Annotated in this window: 25 protein-coding genes and 2 pseudogenes; 14 read left to right on the top strand and 13 right to left on the bottom strand. The window is 59.9% G+C overall.

The window, feature by feature from the left end; translation table 11 throughout:
- Positions 1-854 (bottom strand): acyl-CoA carboxylase subunit beta (locus BM222_RS26510; RefSeq protein WP_502690922.1); only part of this gene is annotated, 854 nt, incomplete at its 3' end.
- A gap of 143 nt (positions 855-997) precedes the next feature.
- Between BM222_RS26510 and BM222_RS26505 the strand changes: the two genes are divergently transcribed.
- Positions 998-2,404, top strand: coding sequence for a helix-turn-helix domain-containing protein (locus BM222_RS26505; RefSeq protein ID WP_092234440.1), 1,407 nt, complete (start codon positions 998-1,000; stop codon positions 2,402-2,404).
- An 857-nt stretch (positions 2,405-3,261) separates the two neighbouring features.
- On the opposite strand, the gene BM222_RS41315 is transcribed toward BM222_RS26505, so the two are convergent.
- Positions 3,262-3,429: a hypothetical protein gene (locus BM222_RS41315; RefSeq protein ID WP_177243474.1), complete on the bottom strand. Its 168-nt coding sequence runs from the start codon at positions 3,427-3,429 to the stop codon at positions 3,262-3,264.
- A 51-nt stretch (positions 3,430-3,480) separates the two neighbouring features.
- On the opposite strand from BM222_RS41315, the gene BM222_RS26500 reads away from it, so the two are divergent.
- The 5 genes from BM222_RS26500 to BM222_RS26475 all read left to right on the top strand — a co-directional run bounded on the left by BM222_RS26500 (position 3,481) and on the right by BM222_RS26475 (position 7,073).
- On the top strand, positions 3,481-3,801 hold the full coding sequence (locus tag BM222_RS26500) for a hypothetical protein (RefSeq protein ID WP_143106050.1): 321 nt from the start codon (positions 3,481-3,483) through the stop codon (positions 3,799-3,801).
- 112 nt (positions 3,802-3,913) lie between these two features.
- The gene (locus BM222_RS26495) at positions 3,914-4,132 is read left to right on the top strand and encodes a hypothetical protein (protein ID WP_143106049.1); all 219 of its coding nucleotides are present in this window, start codon (positions 3,914-3,916) and stop codon (positions 4,130-4,132) included.
- A 1,022-nt stretch (positions 4,133-5,154) separates the two neighbouring features.
- Complete coding sequence (locus BM222_RS26490) at positions 5,155-5,388, top strand: hypothetical protein (protein WP_092234432.1); 234 nt, start codon at positions 5,155-5,157, stop codon at positions 5,386-5,388.
- A 190-nt stretch (positions 5,389-5,578) separates the two neighbouring features.
- Positions 5,579-6,148 (top strand): ATP-dependent DNA ligase, encoded by a 570-nt coding sequence (locus BM222_RS42275; RefSeq protein ID WP_349509872.1) that lies wholly within the window; start codon positions 5,579-5,581, stop codon positions 6,146-6,148.
- A gap of 634 nt (positions 6,149-6,782) precedes the next feature.
- Positions 6,783-7,073 carry a hypothetical protein gene (locus tag BM222_RS26475; protein ID WP_092234426.1) on the top strand — a complete coding sequence of 97 codons (291 nt, stop codon included), beginning with the start codon at positions 6,783-6,785 and terminating at the stop codon, positions 7,071-7,073.
- A gap of 75 nt (positions 7,074-7,148) precedes the next feature.
- On the opposite strand, the gene BM222_RS40260 is transcribed toward BM222_RS26475, so the two are convergent.
- A complete protein-coding gene (locus tag BM222_RS40260; protein WP_143106048.1) occupies positions 7,149-7,382 on the bottom strand; it encodes a hypothetical protein in 234 nt (77 codons plus the stop codon).
- A gap of 1,188 nt (positions 7,383-8,570) precedes the next feature.
- On the opposite strand from BM222_RS40260, the gene BM222_RS26460 reads away from it, so the two are divergent.
- Positions 8,571-9,023, top strand: coding sequence for a hypothetical protein (locus BM222_RS26460; RefSeq protein ID WP_143106047.1), 453 nt, complete (start codon positions 8,571-8,573; stop codon positions 9,021-9,023).
- Positions 9,024-9,458: 435 nt separating this feature from the next.
- On the opposite strand, the pseudogene tnpC reads toward BM222_RS26460, so the two are convergent.
- Positions 9,459-11,031 (bottom strand): annotated as a pseudogene (tnpC, locus tag BM222_RS26455) (IS66 family transposase).
- Positions 11,032-11,104: 73 nt separating this feature from the next.
- A complete protein-coding gene (tnpB, locus tag BM222_RS26450) occupies positions 11,105-11,278 on the bottom strand; it encodes an IS66 family insertion sequence element accessory protein TnpB (RefSeq protein WP_092234414.1) in 174 nt (57 codons plus the stop codon).
- Between the two features lie 17 nt (positions 11,279-11,295).
- Between tnpB (BM222_RS26450) and BM222_RS43400 the strand changes: the two genes are divergently transcribed.
- The 5 genes from BM222_RS43400 to BM222_RS26435 all read left to right on the top strand — a co-directional run bounded on the left by BM222_RS43400 (position 11,296) and on the right by BM222_RS26435 (position 14,635).
- On the top strand, positions 11,296-11,631 hold the full coding sequence (locus tag BM222_RS43400; protein WP_502690926.1) for a DUF5372 family protein: 336 nt from the start codon (positions 11,296-11,298) through the stop codon (positions 11,629-11,631).
- A gap of 121 nt (positions 11,632-11,752) precedes the next feature.
- The gene (locus BM222_RS26445) at positions 11,753-12,217 is read left to right on the top strand and encodes a helix-turn-helix domain-containing protein (protein ID WP_092234412.1); all 465 of its coding nucleotides are present in this window, start codon (positions 11,753-11,755) and stop codon (positions 12,215-12,217) included.
- On the top strand, positions 12,214-12,522 hold the full coding sequence (locus BM222_RS26440; RefSeq protein ID WP_143106046.1) for a hypothetical protein: 309 nt from the start codon (positions 12,214-12,216) through the stop codon (positions 12,520-12,522). Before BM222_RS26445 ends, BM222_RS26440 begins: the two co-directional genes overlap by 4 nt.
- Positions 12,519-13,103: a recombinase family protein gene (locus BM222_RS42270; RefSeq protein WP_244547259.1), complete on the top strand. Its 585-nt coding sequence runs from the start codon at positions 12,519-12,521 to the stop codon at positions 13,101-13,103. Before BM222_RS26440 ends, BM222_RS42270 begins: the two co-directional genes overlap by 4 nt.
- Positions 13,100-14,635: a recombinase family protein gene (locus BM222_RS26435; RefSeq protein ID WP_244547258.1), complete on the top strand. Its 1,536-nt coding sequence runs from the start codon at positions 13,100-13,102 to the stop codon at positions 14,633-14,635. Before BM222_RS42270 ends, BM222_RS26435 begins: the two co-directional genes overlap by 4 nt.
- 6 nt (positions 14,636-14,641) lie before the next feature.
- On the opposite strand, the gene tnpB (BM222_RS26430) is transcribed toward BM222_RS26435, so the two are convergent.
- The 7 genes and pseudogenes from tnpB (BM222_RS26430) to BM222_RS43390 form a co-directional block, all read right to left on the bottom strand.
- Entirely contained in the window at positions 14,642-14,851 is a 210-nt protein-coding gene (tnpB, locus tag BM222_RS26430) for an IS66 family insertion sequence element accessory protein TnpB (protein WP_143106045.1), read from the bottom strand.
- Positions 14,848-15,276: an IS66-like element accessory protein TnpA gene (gene tnpA, locus BM222_RS26425; RefSeq protein WP_502690921.1), complete on the bottom strand. Its 429-nt coding sequence runs from the start codon at positions 15,274-15,276 to the stop codon at positions 14,848-14,850. Before tnpA ends, tnpB (BM222_RS26430) begins: the two co-directional genes overlap by 4 nt.
- A 362-nt stretch (positions 15,277-15,638) precedes the next feature.
- On the bottom strand, positions 15,639-16,151 hold the full coding sequence (locus tag BM222_RS26420) for an RES family NAD+ phosphorylase (RefSeq protein ID WP_092234401.1): 513 nt from the start codon (positions 16,149-16,151) through the stop codon (positions 15,639-15,641).
- Positions 16,148-16,630 carry an Xre family toxin-antitoxin system antitoxin gene (locus BM222_RS26415; protein WP_092234398.1) on the bottom strand — a complete coding sequence of 161 codons (483 nt, stop codon included), beginning with the start codon at positions 16,628-16,630 and terminating at the stop codon, positions 16,148-16,150. Before BM222_RS26415 ends, BM222_RS26420 begins: the two co-directional genes overlap by 4 nt.
- Positions 16,631-16,664: 34 nt before the next feature.
- Positions 16,665-17,045, bottom strand: coding sequence for a hypothetical protein (locus BM222_RS26410; protein ID WP_092234395.1), 381 nt, complete (start codon positions 17,043-17,045; stop codon positions 16,665-16,667).
- 164 nt (positions 17,046-17,209) lie between these two features.
- A pseudogene (locus BM222_RS43395) lies at positions 17,210-18,291 on the bottom strand (UPF0182 family protein).
- On the bottom strand, positions 18,254-19,051 hold the full coding sequence (locus BM222_RS43390) for a UPF0182 family protein (RefSeq protein ID WP_502690920.1): 798 nt from the start codon (positions 19,049-19,051) through the stop codon (positions 18,254-18,256). Before BM222_RS43390 ends, BM222_RS43395 begins: the two are co-directional and overlap by 38 nt.
- Positions 19,052-19,374: 323 nt before the next feature.
- On the opposite strand from BM222_RS43390, the gene BM222_RS26400 reads away from it, so the two are divergent.
- Entirely contained in the window at positions 19,375-19,845 is a 471-nt protein-coding gene (locus tag BM222_RS26400; RefSeq protein ID WP_092234392.1) for an aminoacyl-tRNA deacylase, read from the top strand.
- A 168-nt stretch (positions 19,846-20,013) separates the two neighbouring features.
- Positions 20,014-20,433 carry a CBS domain-containing protein gene (locus BM222_RS26395; protein WP_092234390.1) on the top strand — a complete coding sequence of 140 codons (420 nt, stop codon included), beginning with the start codon at positions 20,014-20,016 and terminating at the stop codon, positions 20,431-20,433.
- A gap of 763 nt (positions 20,434-21,196) precedes the next feature.
- Here the strand turns inward: BM222_RS26395 and BM222_RS26385 are convergent.
- Positions 21,197-22,525: an amidase family protein gene (locus BM222_RS26385; protein ID WP_092234384.1), complete on the bottom strand. Its 1,329-nt coding sequence runs from the start codon at positions 22,523-22,525 to the stop codon at positions 21,197-21,199.

The following is a 22,525-nucleotide window of genomic DNA, read 5'->3' as shown; positions in this document are numbered from 1 at the left end:
AGCTCCTTCATGTCGTAGGGCTTGTTCGGATTGTCGGGGATCAGCGTGTCCAGGGACATGTCGACGCGGGCGGTGTCGTCGAAGCTCGGCCATTCCGGCACGCCGTCGGTGTTGTTCGAGGGGAGGAAGTCGATCAGGCGACGCATCTGCAACAGCGTCTCGACGTCGTTCTCGAAGGCGCCATCCGCGATCGAGGAGCGCGTGGCGTGCACCGAGGCGCCGCCGAGCTCTTCCGCGGTGACGACCTCGTTGGTGACGGTCTTCACCACGTCGGGGCCGGTGACGAACATGTAGCTGGTGTTCTTCACCATGAAGATGAAGTCGGTCATCGCAGGCGAATAGACGTCGCCGCCGGCGCAGGGGCCCATGATGACCGAGATCTGCGGGATCACGCCCGAGGCGAGCACGTTGCGGCGGAACACGTAGGAATAGCCGGCGAGCGCGGCGACGCCTTCCTGGATGCGGGCGCCGCCCGCATCATAGAGGCCGATGATGGGCGCCCGCGCCTTCATCGCCATGTCCTGGAGTTTTGTGATTTTCAGCGCGTGGGTTTCGGAGAGCGAGCCGCCGAACACGGTGAAGTCTTTTGCGAAGACGAAGGTCTTGCGGCCATTGACGGTGCCCCAGCCGGTGACGACGCCATCGCCGGGGATCTTGTTCTTCTCCATGCCGAACTCGATGGAGCGGTGCTCGACGAACATGTCGAACTCCTCAAAGGACCCCTTGTCGAGCAGGAGCTCGATGCGCTCGCGGGCGGTCAGCTTGCCGCGGGCATGCTGCGCCTCGATGCGCTTCTCCCCGCCGCCCAGCCGGGCGCCGGCGCGACGGTCTTCAAGGGCTTCAATGGTCGAGATCACGGAATTCTCCTCGATGGCCCGCCGTTGCGGTAAGCGGGCCCTTCTCCCGCGATACAACCCCAAGACCGGTCTTGAGAAGGCTTGAACATGCACAATTGAACATGCTACAAAATTGCAAATAGCAAATTGCGAAGTTGCAAATGGCTGGAAAACTATTTATCGGGCGACGGTTCCGCGAAGTGAGGGAGAGCAAGAAGCTCACTCAAAAGGCGTTCGCTGAACGGCTCGGAATTTCCATCAGCTATCTGAACCAGATCGAGAACAACCAGAGGCCTGTTTCGGCCTCTGTCCTGGTGCTTCTCGCCGAGCGCTTTCAGATCGACCTCAGCTCGCTGTCGGTCAACGACAACGACAGGGTCATGTCGATGCTTACAGAAGCACTGGCCGATCCGATCTTTGCGCCCTATGCGCCTAACCTCCAAGAGCTGAAACTCGTCGTTCAGAACGCGCCGGGTTTTGCGCAAGCGCTCCTCAACGCTCACCAGGCGTACCGACGCAACAGCGAGCAGCTCGCCAGTCTGGACGGCCAGATCGTCAATTGGGCTGGCGAGCCGACCGCTTACGAAGAAGTCCGCGATTTCTTTCATGTCGTCGACAACTACGTCCACGAGCTGGATACCGCGGCCGAGGCCCTCGCCGAGCGCCTCGGCATTCCCGACAACAATACGTCTACGGCACTGGTCAACCACCTGGACTCCCGACATGGCGTGCAGATACGCCAGAGCGGACCGCACGAAACCTCGTTGCGACAGTTCGATCGCGCATCGCGCACCTTGTGGCTGAGCCCATATCTTCCCACGCCAACCCGAAACTTCCAGCTTGCGCTGCAAATTGCGGCCTTCGAGGAGGAAGAGCGCATTGGCCAAATTGCCGATCAAGCGGCTTTTCGATCTGCCGACGCGCGGAATGTTTGCGCGGCCGGACTGCGTAACTACTTCGCCGGCGCTCTCATTCTGCCCTATCAGCGATTTCTGCAATCCGCTCGAGATCTACGGCACGACCTGGAGCTAATCGCTACCAGGTTCGGCGCTAGTCTCGAACAGGTCGCCCATCGATTATCGAACCTGCAACGACCGGGCTCCAAAGGCGTGCCCGTCTTCTTCGCGCGGCTGGACCGCGCCGGAAACATCACCAAGCGACATAGCGCGGCAAAGCTGCAATTCGCACGTTACGGCGCGGCGTGCCCAGTCTGGAACGCTCATCAAGCGTTCGAGACACCTAGCCAAATTATTCGGCAACTCGCCGAGACGCCGGACGGCGTACGATTCCTTTGTATTGCGACCGAACTTTCAAAGGGCCGCGGTGGCTTCGGATCACCGCGCCCTCGATATGCCATAGCGCTAGGATGCGAAATCTCCTATGCGAAGGACTTCGTATATGCAGACGGGCTCGATCTGACGAACAAGGGGACTTATGACCCCATCGGGATCTCTTGCCGCATCTGTGAGCGCACCAGCTGTCCTCAGCGGGCTATCCCTCCGCTCAAGAGTAGACTGAACATCGATCGAGATTGCAGGGACATACTGCCCTATCGCATTTCAAGCTAGTTGGGTAAGGGTGAAGCGAGGCCCCCAAGATCCACTGCTCTCGCTGGCGGCCGGCTCCAGCTAAATGCGCTCGCCATGAGAGGCAGGGACGTCGGAGGCACCTGGATGCAACGAGTGCAGCTAGGGCTACGCTAAGGCTTACGCGGTGATCGAGCTCGCGATCAAGACGCACTCGCCATTCCGTACTCTGCAATGCGCAGCAATACTCCATTGGCATACGAACAGCAGACTATCGTGCTTCGGTTGGATTAGATCGAAGCACGCAACTCTGGTCGACCACTTCGACGTCGAAAAGGAGAACGGAACCCGCCCCAAAATACGCCAAACTACGCGAACGCCGCCGCTCGCACTACTCCCACTCTATTATTTCGAACATTGCTTCGCCGTTGATCTGCAAGCACAATTTTTCGGGTCTGACGGACAAGTGCCGACGGTACATCCGTCTCAATTTTTCAGTCTTGAATTCACAGAAGAATTCGCACCGCGCTCGATGCTAGCCATTCCGGCAACTATCGGCGTCAATCGACTATCAGATGTGCCGTGGCCGCATTCGTGCGGCGCCCTTTCAGAATGCCGGCTACGCCGTCTGTCGGAGATTTCGCGTCATGTTTTGCTCGTCGGTTGTCAGCGATGCGACCGCGCTCGTCGAGCTTCGGAAGGCGGATGCTGTTCGCGCTTAAAGTCGCGCAACATAGCATGAGAATGATTAAAGCCCGGCTCGCCCGGTTTGGTTCACGGATCAAGAGCGGTCGTCAACTCAATCAGGCTGAGAGCCTGCGGCACTCTCTGGATGCCATTCTCGCTGATCGATATCATGGGGCGTCTCCAGCGCCCAACTCCGAGTGAGCGCGAATGGCTCAAATCGGACCCGAAACGACACCGGGAATGTTGCCGAATCGCGACGCCATTGCCTTATCGACTGTGGCATTGCCGTTGATCCGGACGCCGCCGTATTCGTTTTCGTCGCGGATGCGGTCGACGGTGAAGCTCACCGGGTCGAAGACGATAGTCCGAAGTCGGCGCATTGTTGGACGCCCCTCCCCCGATACACTGCTCCGCTCAGGCGGAGGAGCAGAATGCGAACCGCAGTTGTTGGACTGGTGCTTTTGGCGGGGCCTGTGCACGCCGCAAGCTGGGACGCGCGGGATTGCGATTTCGTGCAGATCTATTTTGAGGCTTGCGCTCGCGGGCCGCAGGATCTGCCGTACATCGGTAACGTCTGCATGGGTGAAGCCTCCGAAAGTGATGTCAATCGTCGGATCGAGTTTGAGAGGCGCCACCCACATTTCCGGCTGCGTCACCTCGAGCGGGTGTGCAAGCAGGTTTGCGAGAACGAGCTGGCCACCGAGACCGCGATCAAACAGTTCTGCCGCCGCAATCGGTCATATCGGGGGTGATGTTTCCTGATCTCAGGGAGGGGCGGGGTACTCAGGCCAAGCCTTGCTCTTAAGCGATGGGCTCAATAATGTCCCCCTTTTCAGCCGAGACTTTTCAAGGGGAGCATTCGTTGTGGATTTGGATCTGCGAGGCGAGCTGGAAGCCTTGATGACCGAGATAAAGAAGCGCCAGCGGCACATTGAAGACCAGGTCTTTCTAATCAGTGTTCTGGAGCATGACGGCCACAACACGGTAGAGCAGCAAGCCGCGCTGAAGTTGGAACGCAAACAGCTGGCGTTGCAAATGGAGCGGCAAACAAAGCTTCTGCAGAAAGCCAGTTCCCAGACCTGATCACACCGCAAACATAAACGAGCATACTCGTGAAAGGATGATGGCATGCTGCGTATACTTGGTGTTGCGTCGGTGACGGCAATAACCGACGCAAGCGCGGTCTATTGGCGCGGCATCACCGCACCAACAGACATCGACCATTCACGGATGGCCCATTATCAAAGAGCCATATCCAAGCACCTGCCAACTGATACGTGTGAATGGCTATTGGGTCCGCCAATGTCTCGACTTAGGTCGTCGCTAGAGGGAGCCTCTATTGAGGATCAACGCCAGAGAGCGAACTTGCCGGGCTGCTGCAGACGCTGGAGCCTGGATATTGGCTGATAATCGCTGGGAGCATCTTGGTGCTTATCGGCGCACTGGGCCTAATGCGGTCTCGTCGGAGGGTCTCTGAAGTGGACGACGAAGTTGCACCAGGCCAAAGGTAGGGGAATAGATAATCATGATGCCGCTTATTCTCGCCGCGGCCATCCTTGGCTTTTCGGCATCGGCCCTCGCTCAAACCGCAGCGCCCAAGGCGCCCGCAATGCCCAAAGGCGCGGCCAAGCCGCATAAGTCACTCCCACTGGGATGTAAGCTAGTTGGAACGGTCAAAGGGACCAGGCTTTGGGCCGGCGATTGCGTGGCACCGTCAGAACTCAGGGGAAGCCCGGAAGCCGAACCCGAAGCGCCAGCACCCGCCGAAGAGCCTGCCAAACAGTAGGCCTCGCCTTTGGCCAGATGCAACAAAAGCGGCCCCGAGCTGGGGCCGCTGAAGTTCGCAACCGGCTTCGGTCATGGTGTGTCGGGCAGGACCGAAGCATCAGTACGAACCCGGCTCATTGCCGCCTATTCCCGGTCGTTCTAACTCGTTAGAGGTACCTCTTAGGCACTTCGGTGTCACACGTCTGTGGCACGGCCATTGCACATTCGAAACCAATTGGGATTTCAACACGTAGTTGTAGAGCAAGGTGTGTTGGAGCCTGTATTTCGAGCCCATCAGCGCCTCTTCGCCAGCCAAGCGTATTTGAGGAGCCACCCATTTGCCGTCGACCACTGAATTGATCGTTTCCGCTTATGTGCGTTTGAAGAACCGGCGAGCGTTGGAGGATATGCGTGAACTTAGGCACCGGCTGCTAAAAGATTTGCAGGCTGCGTCCGGCTTCGAGTCACGTCAGGCGCTGAAGCAGGTTCATGAGGATCTGCGAGTAATCGAGCAAGGGCTAGAGCTACTCCGACTGCCACAAGTGACGCAGCCCCAGAACGAGTTGCGCTGAATGGTTATCTCCTAGCGACGACAGCCGCCAAGCAAAGTCCGTCAAGCGGAACGTACCTGAACACACATCCTCCTGTGGGGGTAGTAAGCGTTCCAAATAGCGAACAAGCGCGGATCAGGAGCGGAACACTACGCGTGAACCTATCGCCAGCCGGATTCGCAATCCGAAGCGGGATGCGTATCTTCGGCCCATGAATTTTGAGTTTTGCCTGCCGACACTTGCCAAGGCCGTACCTGCGGGCGCCGAGTGGTATCACGAAGTGAAGTTCGATGGTTATCGCCTGCGCGTTGAACGCGATGGCGACCGCGTGCGGCTGATCACCAAGGGCGGCTATGACTGGACGCGCCGATTTCCCTGGATCGTTGAAGCAGCCCGGAAGAACCGGAGCAAGCAATTCGTCATTGATGGCGAGGCCGTCATTCTCGGTGTGGATGGGGTTTCCGACTTCAACGCGCTTCACTCCCGCAAGCACAACGAGGAAGTGCAGCTCTGTGCCTTTGACGTGCTTGCTGTGGGCGGCGAAGATGTCAGAGCCTTCCCGCTCTCGATGCGCAAGGCCAACCTCGAGCGGCTGCTGCTTGGCAGGCCGGATGGGATCTTCATCAACCCGTTTGAAACCGGCGCCATCGGTCCAGATCTATTCCGCGCCGCCTGCCGCATGGACTGGAGGGCTTGGTTTCCAAGCGCAGCGATCGGCCCTATCGTGGCGGCCGGTCCAAGGACTGGCTCAAGAATAAAACTCGAAGCCATCCTTCCATAGCGCGCGTGCGACAAGAGTTAGACCACGACCTACGTCGTGCTGGACGCTTCCGGAGTTTGGGTGGGGCGCGCCCGGTACAACAAGGACGAATTCGAAACACTGATTTGCGCCTCTTAGATGGCGGCTATGACGCGCCCCTGCGGATCGTTTGTTTTAACACTGCCGAGGGCAGGTCGCGCGTTGTAACGACAGATGTCGCCGCTGAACTCCAGCAGCGCTCGGCCGAGGGTCAAGCTATCCCACCCTTCTTGCAACATTTGTTGGAATTGGCCAAGGCCGCAGAGAAGAACCAGGGCGACGCCTATCGCCGTCAAAAGCGCCCCCTCGGCTTTTAGTGGTCCTCATCGAAGCTTCCTCTAGGGGTTAGCCGAATTAACCCGGGATCGCGACATCAAGCTTAATTTGCGAACTTGATTGCCGGGGCCGACTTCTCACCGACCGCCAGTTGTCTACGCCGGTCCTTCCGTGCCGGAATAAAAGTTTCCTCGGGGGCGCGGGTACCGGAGGAAACTCGCATAATAGCCGTTCGCGCGAGCCCGCATTCCACACCCGCGACCAGCAGTAGCTCGCGCGCGGTCCGAGCCACCAGTAATCGACGATTTGACTGTCGCGGGCGTGGCGGTTGGATGGCGGCATGCCGTGCCCTCGACGCCACACGCCAACGCACACTGATGGCCGGCCGCTCAAGATCACCTTCGGCGAGATGCGGGAGATGGGTCTGCGCGGCGTGCTGGTCTACTGCCACTGCGGTCACCACATTGCAGTGAACGCTGATTGCTGGCCGGATGGGATGCGGCTCTCTGATCTCGATCCACATTTCGTCTCCGCCGGCTGCGGCAACCGCGGAGCTGAGGTCAGGCCTAGTTTCGAGAGCGGTAAGCCGCCGCAGTTCGCGAGCTCGATACGGAAAGAGGCCACCAAATGATGCGCCTTTTTTGCCTAGTTTTTCCCGGGGCGTTCATCTGGCGGCCCGTTCGCGTTCGCCAGGTGTTCGGTTGGATCAAATCCCTTGATTAGGACGCAGTAACGCTGCCACTGCTTTGGCCGGAGCTTGATCATGCTGGAAGCCATTCGAGCCAGGATGCGGCAAGCTCTCGACCGCCGACGTTTCCTCGCTCAGGCGCCGTTCCAAAAATCGGCGCTCCAGATCTGACAGATTGGTTTTGAGCAGGCGTCGGTATCGGCTGATATTGTTGTCGTGGGCGCGAAGACGGGCGATTATCTCGTCGGTCATGGGGCCTCCGTATGAATGACAGAAATCTATTCGATGGGACAATAGAGAGTTCAAAGACTTCACCGTTTTAATGAAAGCAAGCTTCGTGCTTGGGCACTCGATTGTCAAACGAACCAGGCCCGCCAGCGTGAACCGCCGGACCCCTCTTGTCACCGCCTTCAGTCATGGCCTGGCTGGCGGAGTTGCTCCAGTCCATTCTCGATCACTCGAAGGTCCTCAAGTATGGAATCTCGCGACACAGCCGGGTTAATGCTCGATGCGCTCTGTGATGTTTCTAGCAACTGGCGGCGAAGGTCTCGCATATCCTCCAGCGCTTTCCGGTTGTTCAAACGTACATGAGCGGAAACGATCGATTCCATGGGGGTTGGCAATCGGTTGCTCCGACACAGAGCTCTAAATAAATTGCATCGTATAGCTCGTCGGAGATGGTCCGCAAGCTATCCAGGAGGGGTAGCGAAATGGCCCGCCAGCGTGAAGCGGCGGGCTAAAATCGACCAAAGCCCCGCAAGCCAGCTTGGAGAGAAACCTCATCAGCGTGTATTTATGTTTGATACACGTGATCAAACGGAGTGCAGCCTCCCAGGGGTGCAAGGAGGTGGCCTCTTTTCCACACCCACGACGCGCGGTAGCTCGCGCGCGTTCCGTACCGATTGACGATTTGCGAGCCTCTTAGTTCTTGAGCGCTTTCCCGAAGCTTCGGCCGCCGTCACAACTGTCGGTAGGGATAAGATCGCGAGACGGTAGAGACGGTCACGTTGCCGGACGAAAAAGTGTGTACCTTAGTCTTCTGCTCGAACGGCCTGGTCATAAAGCATTGAATCTGGCTGTCATTACGCTGCATTAATTGCGAATTGGCCTTCACGTAGTTTAAAAATCCGGGACAATCGTTGGCGAAAGCGCTCGCTGGAAAAATCAATGAAGATTGAAAGAATGAGCTTCATCCACCTGCCCCCATTTATCGATCGCGACCTCAGAGGCCGCGGGAAGTATAGAAGAACCGCCGCGGTTCGCAGGTTGTGAAGCAGTTCACAAATGCAGAAAAAAGCCGGCCAGCGTGAACCGGCGGGCCTCCCCATCAGAGCGTCAAACTAAGCGGTGGCCGGAAGGTTAGCTCCAACCAAAGGTTCAAATAGGCCTTTCATGATCTTAAGCACTCACGCCGTAGTCGGCGGGGCGATCGCTAGCCTCATGCCGAGCCATCCTGTCCTCGCCCTCGTGTGCGGGATAGGAAGTCACTTCGCCATTGACGCGATTCCTCACGCCGACTACCCGCTTCGCTCGATCTCGCTGCGCCCGCGCAGTGGTGCTACGATCGCGGTAAATCGATCTCTCTTCCGAGATCTTATTGTGATCTCACTTGATGCGGTAGTCGGACTTACTGTTGCAATGTGGCTCTACGCGACCCCGACGGCCGCGCTTGCGGTGCTGCTGGGCGCGATCGGCGGCATGCTGCCAGACCCCCTGCAACTTGCGCACAAGTTCTACCCGAAAGAACCCCTGCGCTCCCTTCAGCGATTTCACAAATGGATCCACACCAAGCGGAGACTCCGCTGGCCGGAAGCAATGGGCTCACAGTTCTTATTCGTTCTCTTGACGATTGCCGTCGTCGAAATCGTTCGGGCTTGCATCCAGAGCAGCTAGTCTCTCCGAGACGCAACCGTAGGCCCTCGTGGGGCCGCTTGCGCTCGCCCTGGGGTTGCTCCAGCATTATGGCACCTTCGAGATCGGGCGAGGAGAGAGATGATATGATCCGAAAGCTGATTATTGTCTCTGCGCTTCTAGGCAGCACAACCGCCCAAGCACAAATTTGTAAGCAATTACCGCCCGGCCCTGCCCGCTTGCAGTGCGCCGAAGCAAACCGTCCGCAGTTAGGTGCAAAGCTAGAGCGGTGCAAAGAGGAGGCGGGATCAATGGGTCTCCACGCAACTAAGGGGGATCCCGCCCTCAAAGAGTACGTGCAGGCATGCATGCACCGTCGGTAGCTGGAGCAAGAAGCAACTGAACGACGCCACAGCAAGCGTACGCGTCCGGTGACGGCCCCTGGTTAGGTCATCTTGAGCGGATGGCTGACCTCGCTTAAGCGGCGTGAGCGACGTTCTGAGGTCGCCAATTCCAGGGCATGAGTTCGTGGATGCGCTTGGCGGGATGATCCGGCAGGCGGGCCAGCACGTCGGCGAGCCAAGCCTGTGGATCGATGTCGTTGAGCTTGGCGGTGGCGATGAGGGTGTAGATCGCAGCCGCACGCCGGCCGCCCTCATCGGAGCCGGCGAAGGTCCAATTTCTTCTGCCCACGGCGACAGCCCGAAGCTCGCGCTCGGCGGCATTGTTCGACATGCAAAGCCGTCCGTTATCAAGGAAGCGGGTAAATGCGTCCCAGCGGCTGAGGCAGTAATTGATTGCCTTGGTCGTATCGTTGTTCCTGGAGAGCTTGGCGCGCTGCTCGCGCAGCCATGCCTCCAGCTCGCCGATCAATGGGCGACTACGCTCTTGGCGTACGCGCTGGCGCTCTTGTGGCACAAAGACCGTTGATCTCGCGCTCGATGGCGAACAGAACATCGATGCGCTTGACCGCTTCGGCCGCGATCGGCGCCTTGTTGAGCCGCGCGAGATCAAAGAACTTGCGTCTGCCGTGCGCCCAGCACGCGGCCTCGATGATCGGGCCGCCCTTGCGATTGGCCTCATAGAGCCTGCCAAAGCCGGCGTAGGCGTCGGCCTGCATCAGTCCGGCATAGCCCGCCAGATGCTGCTCCGGATGCGCACCGCCCCGATCGGGCGAGTAGAAGAACACGGCCGCCGGCGGGGCTGGGCCGGCAAACGGACAGTCGTCGCGCACATAGGTCCAGAGCCGGCCGGTCCGGGTCTTACCCTTGGCCAGGACCGGCACCGTGGTATCATCGGCGTGGATGCGCTCGGCTGCGAAGACGTGGCCCCGGATCGCATCGACCAGAGGCATCAGGGTTGCCGCGGAGGCGCCTACCCAGTCCGCGAGCGTCGATACGTCGAGATCGATGCCTTCACGCTGGTAGACATCGCTCTGACGATGAAGCGGCAGGTGCAGGCCGTACTTGGCGAACAGGACATGGGCCAGCAGCTTGGGCCCTGCACGCCCGCGCGCAATCGGATACGAGGGAGCCGGCGGCTGGGTGATCGCTTCGCACGCCCGGCAGACGAGCTTCTCGCGCACGTGCTAGATCACCTTCCACTGGCGCGGAACGAGCTCCAGCGTCTCGGTCACGTCCTCGCCAATCTTGCGCAACCGGCTGTCGCCGCAGCACGGGCAGGTCGCAGGCACCGGATAGACAAGGCGCTCCCGCAGCAAATGCTCCGGCAGCGGCCGGCGAGCTGGTTTGCGGCGCTCGAACGATGGCACCGCAATCTTCTTGGCTGCCATCTGCGCCGCGGTCTCGGCTTGCGCCGCGTTCTCCTCCAGGTCGGCGAGCTGCAGCTCGAGCTGGTCCAGCAATGCGCCTCGCTCGGAGGACTGTCCGAACTGCTCGTGCCGGAGCTTCTTGATCGTGAGCTTGAGCTTCTCGATCAGCAATGTCCCCGCCTGGGCTTCCGCCTCCGCGGCCAACCGGGCCACTCGCTCGGCGCGCAGCATCGCCTGCAGCGTGGTCACATCGTCGGGAAGAGAATCATCAGCGCCCATCGCCGACCAGAGAATCACAAGAAGCGGTCTCTGTCCGAGCCGCCGATCGTGCCACCGATTCAAATCCCAGCGATCAGCCCGCCGCCTGCGGTCGCCAGGTATGTTGCGGCATCTGCCAGTCAATGCCCTCAAGCAGGTAGCCAAGCTGGGCTGGTGTGATCGTCACCACGCCATCAGCCGACGACGGCCACAGGAAGCGGCCGCGCTCCAGCCGCTTGTAACTCAGTTGGAAATGCGAGCGGTTCATCAGTCCCGTTGCAGCTTGTGACGGTGACCCATCCCTTTCATCCGTATTCCGGTCAGAGGGGTGCCTGCGTCGGGAGGCGCGGCAACCGAGCGGGCAAGCTGTTGCTGCTGCGCTTTGACGATGGCCGAATTTGCTCTGTTCCGCCGCAATGGACCGATGCAGCAGGCCCCAGTCTCGAGGGTGTGGTGGGAGATGGGCGCGCACTGTGCGGTCTCGCCGATCTACTGGCGCTCAGCGATCTTGTAGAGCGCCTCACGTTGCAAGGCAGGTCCGTGACGCCGAAAGGCTGTAAGGGAAAATCTGCCGCTGCTGTAAGAGAAATAACGCCGCAAAGCCCATGGACACTTCGCTAAATGCAGCTTATTTGCAGCTCAGATGCGCCAGTAAGCGACGATGCGGTGCTTGACGGTTTGGTCGTTCGCGGCATAATAATAATTACGTTAATTGAGTCGAGCTTGGAGAGCGGCGGCGCAGGTGTCGGACGGCGTCAAACACAAGCGATCGAAGGTCAGCGCTCTGGCCGCGGATGGGGTGCTCAATCCGGCTCCGGAGAAAGTCGGCGACCCGAAATTCCAGGAGAACGGCTTCTTCGATCGGCGCGACATCGTGCAAGTGAAGTACGAAATGCTGCGGCGCGTATCCGTCGACAAAATGTCGGTAACGGAGGTGTCCGACGAATATGGCGTCTCTCGGCCGACTTTCTACCAGGCCAAGGCGGACTTCGAGGACGCGGGCCTGGTCGGTTTGGTGCCCAGGAAACGCGGACCGCGCGGACCTCACAAGATCCAAGGCGAAGTACTGGCCTTCCTCAAGGCACAGGTGGAGCCCGACGGACCCATTCGGGCGCGCGAACTGGCGAACCGACTTCGGGCCGAGTTCGGCCTCGATATCCACCCCAGAACGATCGAGCGTGCGCTCGGCGTAAAAAAAACAGTGTGACCAACGATGGCGCTGGACTGCATTGCGCGATGCAGTCCAGCGCCACCGAACAATACGAAATACTGCGCGCAGCCGCGCTCGGCGCCGTTTTGCCGCCGGAGGCGCGCAGCGGCCTTACCATCTTTCTACACCGCGGCATGTGGGCGTGGACGCGTGCGATTTTGCGTGAGCCTTGCCGGCGCCAACCCATTGCCGTGCCGCTGAGGGCTGGCCGGCCCATCGCGGACGAAACTTCCGAGCGACACACAATCATCCACTTGCTCGCCACCATCGTGATGGCGACCCCTGAACGGAAAACAGCATGAATGAAAAGCTCAAGGTCCAATCGCATCATCTCGAGCGGAGCGCCTATCTCTACATCCGGCAGTCGTCGATGCGACAGGTCATGGAGAACGTCGAAAGCACCAAGCGTCAATACGATCTTCGCGGTCGCGCGATCGGACTTGGATGGCGCGACGACCAGATCATCGTCATCGACAGCGACCAGGGCGAATCCGGCGCATCTGCGTCATGGCGCGAAGGCTTCCAGCACTTGGTGTCCGATGTCGGCATGGGGCGCGCGGGGATCGTCATGGGGCTGGAGGTATCCCGCCTCGCCAGAAACAATGCAGACTGGCACCGACTGCTAGAGATATGCGCCTTGGCTGACACGCTTATCCTCGATGAAGACGGCGTGTACGACCCGGCCAACTTCAATGACCGTCTGTTGCTCGGGCTCAAGGGCACGATGAGCGAAGCTGAGCTGCATGTTATCAAGGCCCGATTACGCGGCGGCATCCTCAACAAGTGCGTCGCGGTGAGTATCGTTGCCCTCTGCCGACCGGCTTTATCTATGATGAGATTGGCGATGTCGTTCTCGATCCGGACGCTCAAATCCGGGAGATGATCTCCCACTTCTTCGAGACGTTCTCGCGGGTCGGGTCGGCTACGCAGACCGTCAAGACGTTCACCAGGGAAGGTCTGCTCTTCCCCTCACGTCTGCGCAACGGCAAGCAAGTGGTCTTCCAACAGCTGACCACATCGACCGCCATGCGCATGCTGCACAATCCTCGTTACGCGGGTGTCTATGCCTATGGCCAGCGCCTTTACCGCCGGACCGTCGATGGAAAGAAACAGCTCCGCAAACGGGATCCCAAGGAATGGCTCGCCTGCATTCCGGACGCCCATCCCGGCTATATCAGCTGGGAGCAGTTCCAGCACAACCTCAAGGTACTCGAGGCCAATGGCCAAGGTTATCAAGCCGTCCGCGCTTCGCCACCGCGCGAAGGCGCGGCTTTACTGCAAGGGCGTGTCATATGCGGGCGTTGCGGCAGTCATATGAGCGCCCGTTACGCGGCCCGACGCGGCCAGGTGGACACCTGGTATGTCTGTCACCGCGCTTACGCCGCTCGCGGCGAACCCCACTGTCAGTCGATCGCAGGCTGGCCTATCGACGAAGCGGTCGGCGAATTGATCGCCGCCGAAATGACGCCTGCCGCCGTGGAGTTGGCATTGGAGATCCGAAAAGAGATCGAAGCGCGTCATGATGAAGCGGACAAACTCCGGCTCCGTGCCGTCGAACGCGCCCAGATCGACGCCGATCTTGCACAACGGCGGTTCATGCTGGTTGATCCGAACAACCGCCTGGTTGCCGACACTCTTGAAGGCGAATGGAACGACAAACTGCGCATCCTGGCTGATGCGCGAGAAGAAAGAGAACGTGCTCTGTGCGAAGATCGGGTGACGCTCGACGATGCGATCCGGGATCGATTGATCGCCATGACGGCCGACTTCAAAACAGTCTGGTGTGATCGGACCTTGCCGAACCGCGAACGCAAGCGGCTCCTTGCCTATCTCGTCGAAGACGTCACCTTGCTCAAGTTCCCGGCCGAGCGAGAGACCCGGATCCACATCCGCTTCAAAGGCGGAAAGACCGAAACATTGACTACTCAGAACCCACAATCCTCCGCGCAACAGGTAAAGACCCGGCCCGAGGTGGTCGAACTAGTCGACAAGCTTCTCGACGATCATATCTGCGCCGAAATCGCGGACATCCTGAATGACCGAGGGATCCGCCCAGGCGGCTCAGCACGCCGTGGTAAAGCCGACGCGAAGTTCACTGATTTGCGGGTCATCTATCTTGTTAAACAATATGGTCTGCGCTCTCGCTATGATCGGCTGCGCGAACGGGGGATGCTGACAAAAGCGGAGGCCTGCGCCAAACTCGGCATCACCGAAAGTACCCTGGTCAGATGGGCGAAATACTGCATCGTGAAAAGACATGCCTACAATGGCTATATCGGCCTCTATGAACCGCCAGGACCGCACGTTCCGGCCAAGCAATGCAGCCGATGGAATCAGCTTGCCCACCGCGCTGAGATCATTCGTCAGCTCAACTCTTCAAAATGCGTCGATCCCAAAGAAAGGGCTGTAGTATGAAGCCAATTAGTTGGCGTAGAGCGACATCCCGAGCCCATCGTGCCAGAGGATCTTGATCAGCTTGCCGCTCTTGCCACGGAACACATAGAGATCGCCGCCGTGCGGGTCTCGCTTGAGGGCTTCCTGCACCAGCAAGCCCAGCGAGTTCATGCCGCGACGCATATCGGTGTGGCCTGTCGCAATCCACACCCGCACGCCCGATGCAATGGGGATCACCGGAGGCGTCCATCTGCCAGCGCCGCCACGGCGGCCTTCAGCGTCGCCGCGTCGACCGCACCCGTGATCCGCATCCGAGCTCCGGTCGCAAACTCGATCTCGATCGCCCCGCCGCTGCTGGCCGGCGTGGCTGGACAAGGCGTCGACCCCGATTCCGCGACCACCATCGCCGGTACGAAGCCAGGTTGATCGACGGCATCCTTCGGTTCCGGCCGAAACGAGCGTCGCCATCGCAGTAGCAATGATCGCGAAACGCCATACCGCCGCGCCGTTGCCGCGACTTGGCGCGGTGCCTGTAAGCTCTCCAGGACGATCTTGAGCTTCTCGTCCTCGGACCAGCGCCGCCGCCGACCCGTGTCCACCACCTCAAGCCGTTCGACTTGGGCACTGCGCCTATCACTGTCCATAAGGACAGTTCTCAACAACACGCCTCATTCGGCAAGGCGGCCTTCACCGGATACCAGCAAGCCACGGTTCGGAGCTGAGGATGTCGGCATCGGCCCTGAACCAACCGCCAATGCGCGGGAGCTACATGCTCGATTCGAATGCGATGCCCATACGCATGTCTTGCCGCCAGACAACTTGGGCTGAAGAGCGCCGGCCTTCCAAGGTCAGAAAGACGGCTCCACCCCGCACTCGGATATCGGAGTCCCGCAGAGTTCGAGGATGATCACGCCCGCCAAGGGGTCCTATCCGCGGCTTGATCCTGTCCGGCTAGAGGGGTGCACTCCAATGAGGGGTCAAATTTGCAAGCCGATTGACAGTCAGTCGCCGCTACGGGGCCGAATTAGGGCGGTGATGTCGAAGGATGAAGGCGCGTATCGAGCGCGAAAGCTTCCTGAAGGTGCTGCTGGTACGCGCCTTTCGCCCTCGTCGGGTCGAAGATCAGATTCCAGCTGTGATTGGACACTACACTTGGGATCACGACGAATTTGTGCTTGGCCAAGAGCGCATCCCCGAACGCCTGCTGGCCTGCGCCTGGGATTCCCGGTCGCAGCCAATTGGCGTTCGGAACGTCGACAGGGCGAACAATATGAACGTCAGACACGTGGGAGATATAAAGCGCGGTCAGTACGTGAGGCAGAGTGTCGAGCGCTTTGAAGCCTTTGTGAACCGCCACTTCGAGTATCGCGGTCGCTGGATCAAGCGCGCAATACACAACGCGAACGCCTTTGGCGTTCCACCGGCCGCCGACCTGGAATGCGCCTTCGCCACTATCCCAGGTCGACGCAAAGCGCGCCTGATCGAGGCGCCAAGCGATGAGCTTGCCGCCTCCCAATGGCTCTACAGAAAGCGTCATGCATAGACGCCATATGCGAGGCGTGTGAGGTACTGTTCAACGAGCTCGATGCCCGCCGGAGTGGCAAGCAGGTCGATCGGGCGACGCTGGTCAAGACCGATGGCCGGACGCTCGAGCCACTGCTCGGCTTCTTCCTGCGAACCGAACACGTCCGTGGCCTTGGCGAGGATTTCGGCAAACTTCCAGGTCCGCCCACTTTGCTCCTGGCTGAGCGGCTTGTCCGGAGCGTCCTTGCGTCGCTGAAAGGTGCGAAGGCTCATTCCGAAGGCTTTTTCCAGCGAGTCCGTCTGAATGATGAGGAGGTGACGGACGAAGTGGGTCAACGCAGAGCCTGGCAGTCCGTCCAGCAGCAGTTCGTGGGCGTCGAGGGCGCTTGTGATCCGGCGCGACAGGATGCGCGGGCCGCCGAGCAAATCGGCCACCTTCTGCAGATCATTGCCTGGCCCCTTTGGAGCCGGTTTCTCGGCTGCAGCAGTCATAGTAGTCCTCGCGTCACGTGTCGCTTAATATACGTCACGTGTCGCAATTAATCAAGCCTGGCGCTCTAGGAAACTTGGGCAAACCTTGATTGCGAAGGGCAGCGGGGTACTTGCTGACGGATACATAGCTGCGAAAATCCGCCATTCCTGGCGCCTTGTCGAACTTAGGGGCGGTACGCGCCAGCGTCGCCAACTTCTGCGCGTTCGATTGCCATGGGGGAACTTTGTCGACGGCAAGTAGACCTTCGGCACGCCTGACGGCAAAGCCGACATGCCTGCCGAACATTCTCAGGGAGAATTTTTCGCGGTTGAGGCCGGGGAGAATGCCCGAGCACTTCTCGCTCTGAGCAAGTCCGTGTTCGGCTGAGCGTGAGCAAGACTGAATTTTCCGAGGGGGCATAATGAGCGGCGGCATCGCATGGATCCGCACCGCCTCTGCGTGCCGCCGAGAAAAGATCCGAACGCGCGCGAAACTTTCAGAAACTTCACCTACACTCCTACTTCAGGCGAGGCTTGCCGCACCGCTCAAAATAGCGTGTGCGGCCGAGTGCTGCGTCAGGATGCGGATAGCCGCGGGCGTTATTGGCCTACTGGGCGTCGGTTCATGTCCTCCAGGAGCTCGCGCATCGCATCGAATTGCGTGCCGAAGCCTTTCCAATCCCCTGCCTTCAATCGCTCCATTGCCTCGTTGTAGCGATCAAGCGCCTCCCTGGACTGATTTTCGGTAGGGCTGGCCAGGGGCCTCTCCTCCGTCCTGCTCGAGGCGACCGGCGTCGAACCGGATTCCGTGAACAGAGCCGACAACGCCTTGGCGAGCGTTTCCTTCATCACGACGCGCTCACCATAAGCTGCGATCACGCGCTTCAGCTCCGGCAAGTGTCCGTGCTCCGCCCGCAAATAAAGCGGCGATACATAAAGGATCGAATTGTCGATCGGAATCGCAAGCAAATTCGCGCCGCGGATCACCCGCGAGCCCATCTGATTCCATAGCGTGAGCTGTTGCGAGATCTCGGTGGTCTGATTGATCCGCGCCTCGATCTGGAACGGCCCGTAGACGAGCTTGTCCTCGTAGACGATCAATTTGCTGTAATCGGGCGCGTCGCAGCGCGCGGCGAGCCACGCGATCATGTTGTCGCGGTGGCTCGGAACCATGGAAGCATGAGGAAGAACTCAGCCTGCGGTTCGCCGGGCAACCTCATGATGATGTAATAGGGGCTCATGGTCGAGATGCCGTCGCCGCCCGGCTGACGCGGGAATTGCCAGAGATCCTCGCGGTTGTAGAAAACGTCGGCCGCCTCCATGTGGTAGGCCTGGTACAGCCGGGCCTGAATCAGGAACAGGTCTTCCGGATAGCGAACGTGCGTCCGCAAGTCCGGCGGCATCGCCGTGAAAGGCTTGAACAAGCTCGGCAAGACGCGCTGGTAGGTCGCAGCAATCGGATCGCGGGAATCAATCAGGTAGAAGTCGACAGTCCCGTTATAGGCGTCGACGACGACCTTCACTGAATTGCGAATGTAGTTGAGATCGAGCCCCGGTGCGGGCTCTGCATAGGGGAAATAGGCGTTTGTCGTGTAGGCGTTCTGTATCCAGAACAAGCGCCCATTGCTGACGACCAGATAGGGATCATGATCGAGCCTGAGGAACGGAGCGATCGCGCTCACCCGCTCCCAGCCACAACGCCGGCAGCCCTAAATGCAAGTCGGTGTAACTTGCGCCGACGACGACGCTGTTGTCGCCGTAGAGCAGCAGATAGCGATCGAGAACATAGGACCAGGCTTTTATCGCGAAGAGAAACCCAAGCAGAGCGGATCCGTGCGCGATCACCGCCGGCGACATTGATCGGCCGTGAAGGTCGTATTCGATGTCGCCGTGCACCCAATAGATTGCTGCAGCGAAAAGCCCGCTCAGAACGAGCACCAGCATCATCCAGTTCTTGATCAGAATATAGGCGGGCAGCGAGAACAGATAGAAGCCGATGTCCTTGTTGAAGAGCGGATCGGCTGCGCCGTACGGGCCAAATTGCAAGAAGACGCTCCAGTTGCTGGCTTCGGCCGCCGCAACAAGAAGCGCGAGCACAACTGCACTGCCTGCGACCAGCCGCGGCACTGGCAGTCGATCGCGCACGAGCGCAAGCAGATCCGGCGGCGCGTTGGCCGCAGGACTCCACGGCGGAGCGGCGACGGGCTGCGCCGACCGCGGTCGGGCAAAGCGAAGTGCGAGCCATCCGTTCACCCAAAGGATGGCCGCGGTTCCGGTCCAGACCGCAAGGAAGACGACGCCTTCGGCGCCAATTGTCGTCCAGAAAACTTGCAGATAACCGATCGAGGCAAACCAGAGCCAATCGACCAGGAGGTCGCTCGCGAGCGCGAGCGGGATGAGGCAAGCCCCGATGACGACGGCCGCAACGATCAGGCTGCCCAAGGCACTTCGCCTTGGTACCTTTAGTTTGGGTCCGGCAATCCGGATCGTCATGGCTTCATTATAGCAGAAATGGCGGGCGATCGCCCGCTCGATTCGGGATTAGCACCTCGAGGTGAGGACACGCGTTCCAGAACCGGCATCGCCGCGATCGCGGAACAACGCAACCTGGCGCGCCGTGCCGAATAAAGTCGCGAACTCGCATAGAATTGCGAGCGCAAGACCCCTGTTGGGTCTATAGTCGGGACAGCTGCCCCACCGTATGGCGATAGCCTGCCGGGAAGCCCTGCGGTGGATGGTTTGCATCTTGGACCGGAGGTCATGTCATGGCCATTGCTCCCACGCTCCAGAAATACCTCGCCGCTGAAAACATCCAATACGAGGTGATCCCGCACGAACTCAGCATGACGTCGGCTCGCACGGCTGAGGCATGCCACATCTCGGGCGACCGTCTCGCCAAGGCCATCGTGTTGCGTCGCGACGGCGGATATCTGCTGGCCGTCCTGCCTGCGTCGCATCATCTCCGCCTGTCGGACCTGAGGACAAACCTCGGCGACAATGTCCACATGGCTGATGAAACCGAGGTCGGTCGGCTATTCACCGACTGTAAACACGGTGCGGTTCCTGCCGTCGGCAAATGCTACGGGCTGGATATCATCGTCGACAACAGCATCGACGCACAGCCGGACATCTACATGGAAGCCGGCGATCACGAGACGCTGCTGCACATGGGTCGCGCTCAGTTTTCGCGCCTGACAGCCAACGCGCCGCACGGCCGCTTCAGCGCGCACGACTAAGGATTTTGTAAACGGCGCACATTGGCTCGGCGATCCCGGGCAGTAACACGGGTCGCGAAGCGGTTGTTGAATGGCTGCAGAAGACGACGCGCCAGATCAAAGTACAAATTCAGGGAACGGGGACCGCATTGATCGATGCACTTGAAACCCACGAATGGAGGCTCCGCCATGAAGGTGAAAGACGTGATGCACAAGGGGGTCGATTGGGTCAGCCCCGATACCCCAATCACGGAGATTGCCAAACTGATGCGGGCGCATGACATCGGTTGCATTCCGATTGGCGAGGATGACAAGCTGGTCGGAATGGTGACCGACCGCGACATCGTCTGCAAAGGACTCGCGAGCCACAGCTTCGATGCCGGCCGCACGAAGGCGCGCGACGTGATGACCGAGGGCATCCATTGCTGCCGCGAGGACGATGACCTCGCCAAGGCGATGCATCACATGGAGAAGCTGCAGGTCCGCAGGCTGCCGGTGATCAACAAGAGCAAGCGGATGGTCGGCATCATCAGCCTGGGAGACGTCAGTCATTCCACCTCGGGTGATATGCTCACCGAGACCGTCAGGAGCGTTTCGGCGCATCACTGAACCTACGGCCAGGGAACTTTCGCCCAGGGTTATGCAACCATCGCGCGGCGCAGAAGCGACGGCGCGATGCGGTTTATTTCGCGCCGGCGTGAACGCAAGGCTTCACTCGATCACTTCATCAGCGGCAACGCCGCGGCGCGCAACCTATTGCCGCGCGACATCGCGCGACCGGCACGCCGACGTATTGTCGCGAACCAGGATCGTTCGATATACGCGGCACACGATCATGCTCAAACGCGAGATCCTTTCCCTGATCGCCAATAGCAAGGCGAAAGGCTAGTGCATCAACTACGAAGAGTTGGAGGACGGCCTGGTCAGCGTCTCGGTTCCGGTGTTCAATCGGTTCCGGTCTTGTCGTCGCGACGCTCAATGCCAGCACCAGCTCCGCACGCGCCAACGGGGGAAAGATTGGCTGGAGAATTTGTCTCCAAACTAAGGGGGATGGCTGGCGAGCTTTCGGCAATGCTCCCGTAGGAACGCACGTCCATCTCGCGGCTGGTCGTTGCGAAACCATTGCAGAGTGGAAGACAGCCCTGCCATTCGGTTCAAGACGAACCGATGCAGGAAGGCTACTATTGGTCTTCTCCGTACGCTTTGGCCTGCATTCGGCCCAGTTAGCGTCCCCCAGCCCGCGAAATCGTAGCTTGGCGCACGAAATCGCGCAGATGGCGGAGAGAGTGGGAGTCAAACCTCGTTGAAAAATAAGGCATTTTCGACCTTCCTAGGCCAAAAATGCACCAACTGACCTACGGCAAAATTATTGTTAGGTACCGCGCAAATTGCCACGCAGGATCATTTCTATGCTTGAGGCGATTTCCAACAGATGCCGGTCGGCATTCCTGCGGCCAATCAGCATCAGACCTACGGGAAGACCTTCGATCGGCAACGGCAGCGAAATCGACGGGCAGTCGAGCACGTTAGCGACGCGTGGATTGCGCAGTACGAGACCGTTCAGCTCATGGAACGCCGCATCCTCCACAAGGGAAGAGATCAGCGGCGCACGGATCGGCGTGGTCGGCACGACGAACGCTTCATTGTTGCCGAAACACCGTTCGAAGGACCGGATCGCAGCCTGCCGGAGCCGCACCATGCGCACATAGTCCGTGCCGAGAATGCGGGCCCCGGCCTCGATGCGTACGCGCGTTCGAGGATCGATCCCGTCCAGCTCGGAGATCCCCAAACTGCGCAAGGTTGCGCCGACCTCAATCGATGGAAACGTGCCGATCCTATCGATCCGTGCGACATCATCGAGAGCAGCCTCGATGGATCCATCCTTGATCTGCGAGCCCCCTGATCGAAGCCGCTCCATGGCGTTTTCGAACGCAGCGAGCACCTCGGGCTCGCATCGATCGAACAAGCGCCCGCGGGCCACGACAAGGCGGAACGTGCCGGGGGATGCTGGCCGCAGCCGCGATGGCGCGACCTCACCTGAAAGCACCTGATCGGCCACGAAGCAGTCCTCGACGCTGGCGGCGATCGGACCGATCGTATCGAGCGTGGATGACAGCGAGAATGCGCCTGCGGTCGGCACGAAACCGCTGGTCGGCTTGAAACCGACCGCGCCCGACAACGCAGCCGGGATTCGGAGAGAACCGCCGGTGTCGCTGCCGATGGCGATGTCGACCATCCGCTCGACGACGGACACGGCAGCGCCCGACGACGATCCTCCAGGAACGCGGGTACGATCTCGCGGATTGCCCGGCATCCCGTCATGCGGATTCGTGCCCAGCGCGGAAAAGGCGAACTCGGTCATCTGGGTTTTGCCAATGACAATCGCACCTGCCGCTCGCAGCCGCTTGACGATCTCAGCATCCTCGACGGCCGGCGCCAGAGCACGCAGCACGGCCGATCCTGAGCTCGTGACGGTGCCGGCCACGTCGAACAACGCCTTCACAGAAACGATACGACCGTCGAGCGGGCCGCGAGATGCTCCGGCAGCTCCGCGCCGATCCGCCGCCTCGGCTTCCCACCGGGCAGCGTCTGCGAAGACCGTCGTGAAGACGTTCTTTGCCTCCGGCGCATGGATGCGCATAAGTGCCGCCTCGAGCCGTGCGACCGCAGAAGGTATTGATCGATCCTGCATTGCTGACAT

Source organism: Bradyrhizobium sp. Gha (assembly GCF_900113735.1).
Taxonomy (GTDB): domain Bacteria; phylum Pseudomonadota; class Alphaproteobacteria; order Rhizobiales; family Xanthobacteraceae; genus Bradyrhizobium.
This window is presented reverse-complemented; position numbering and strand designations above follow the sequence as displayed.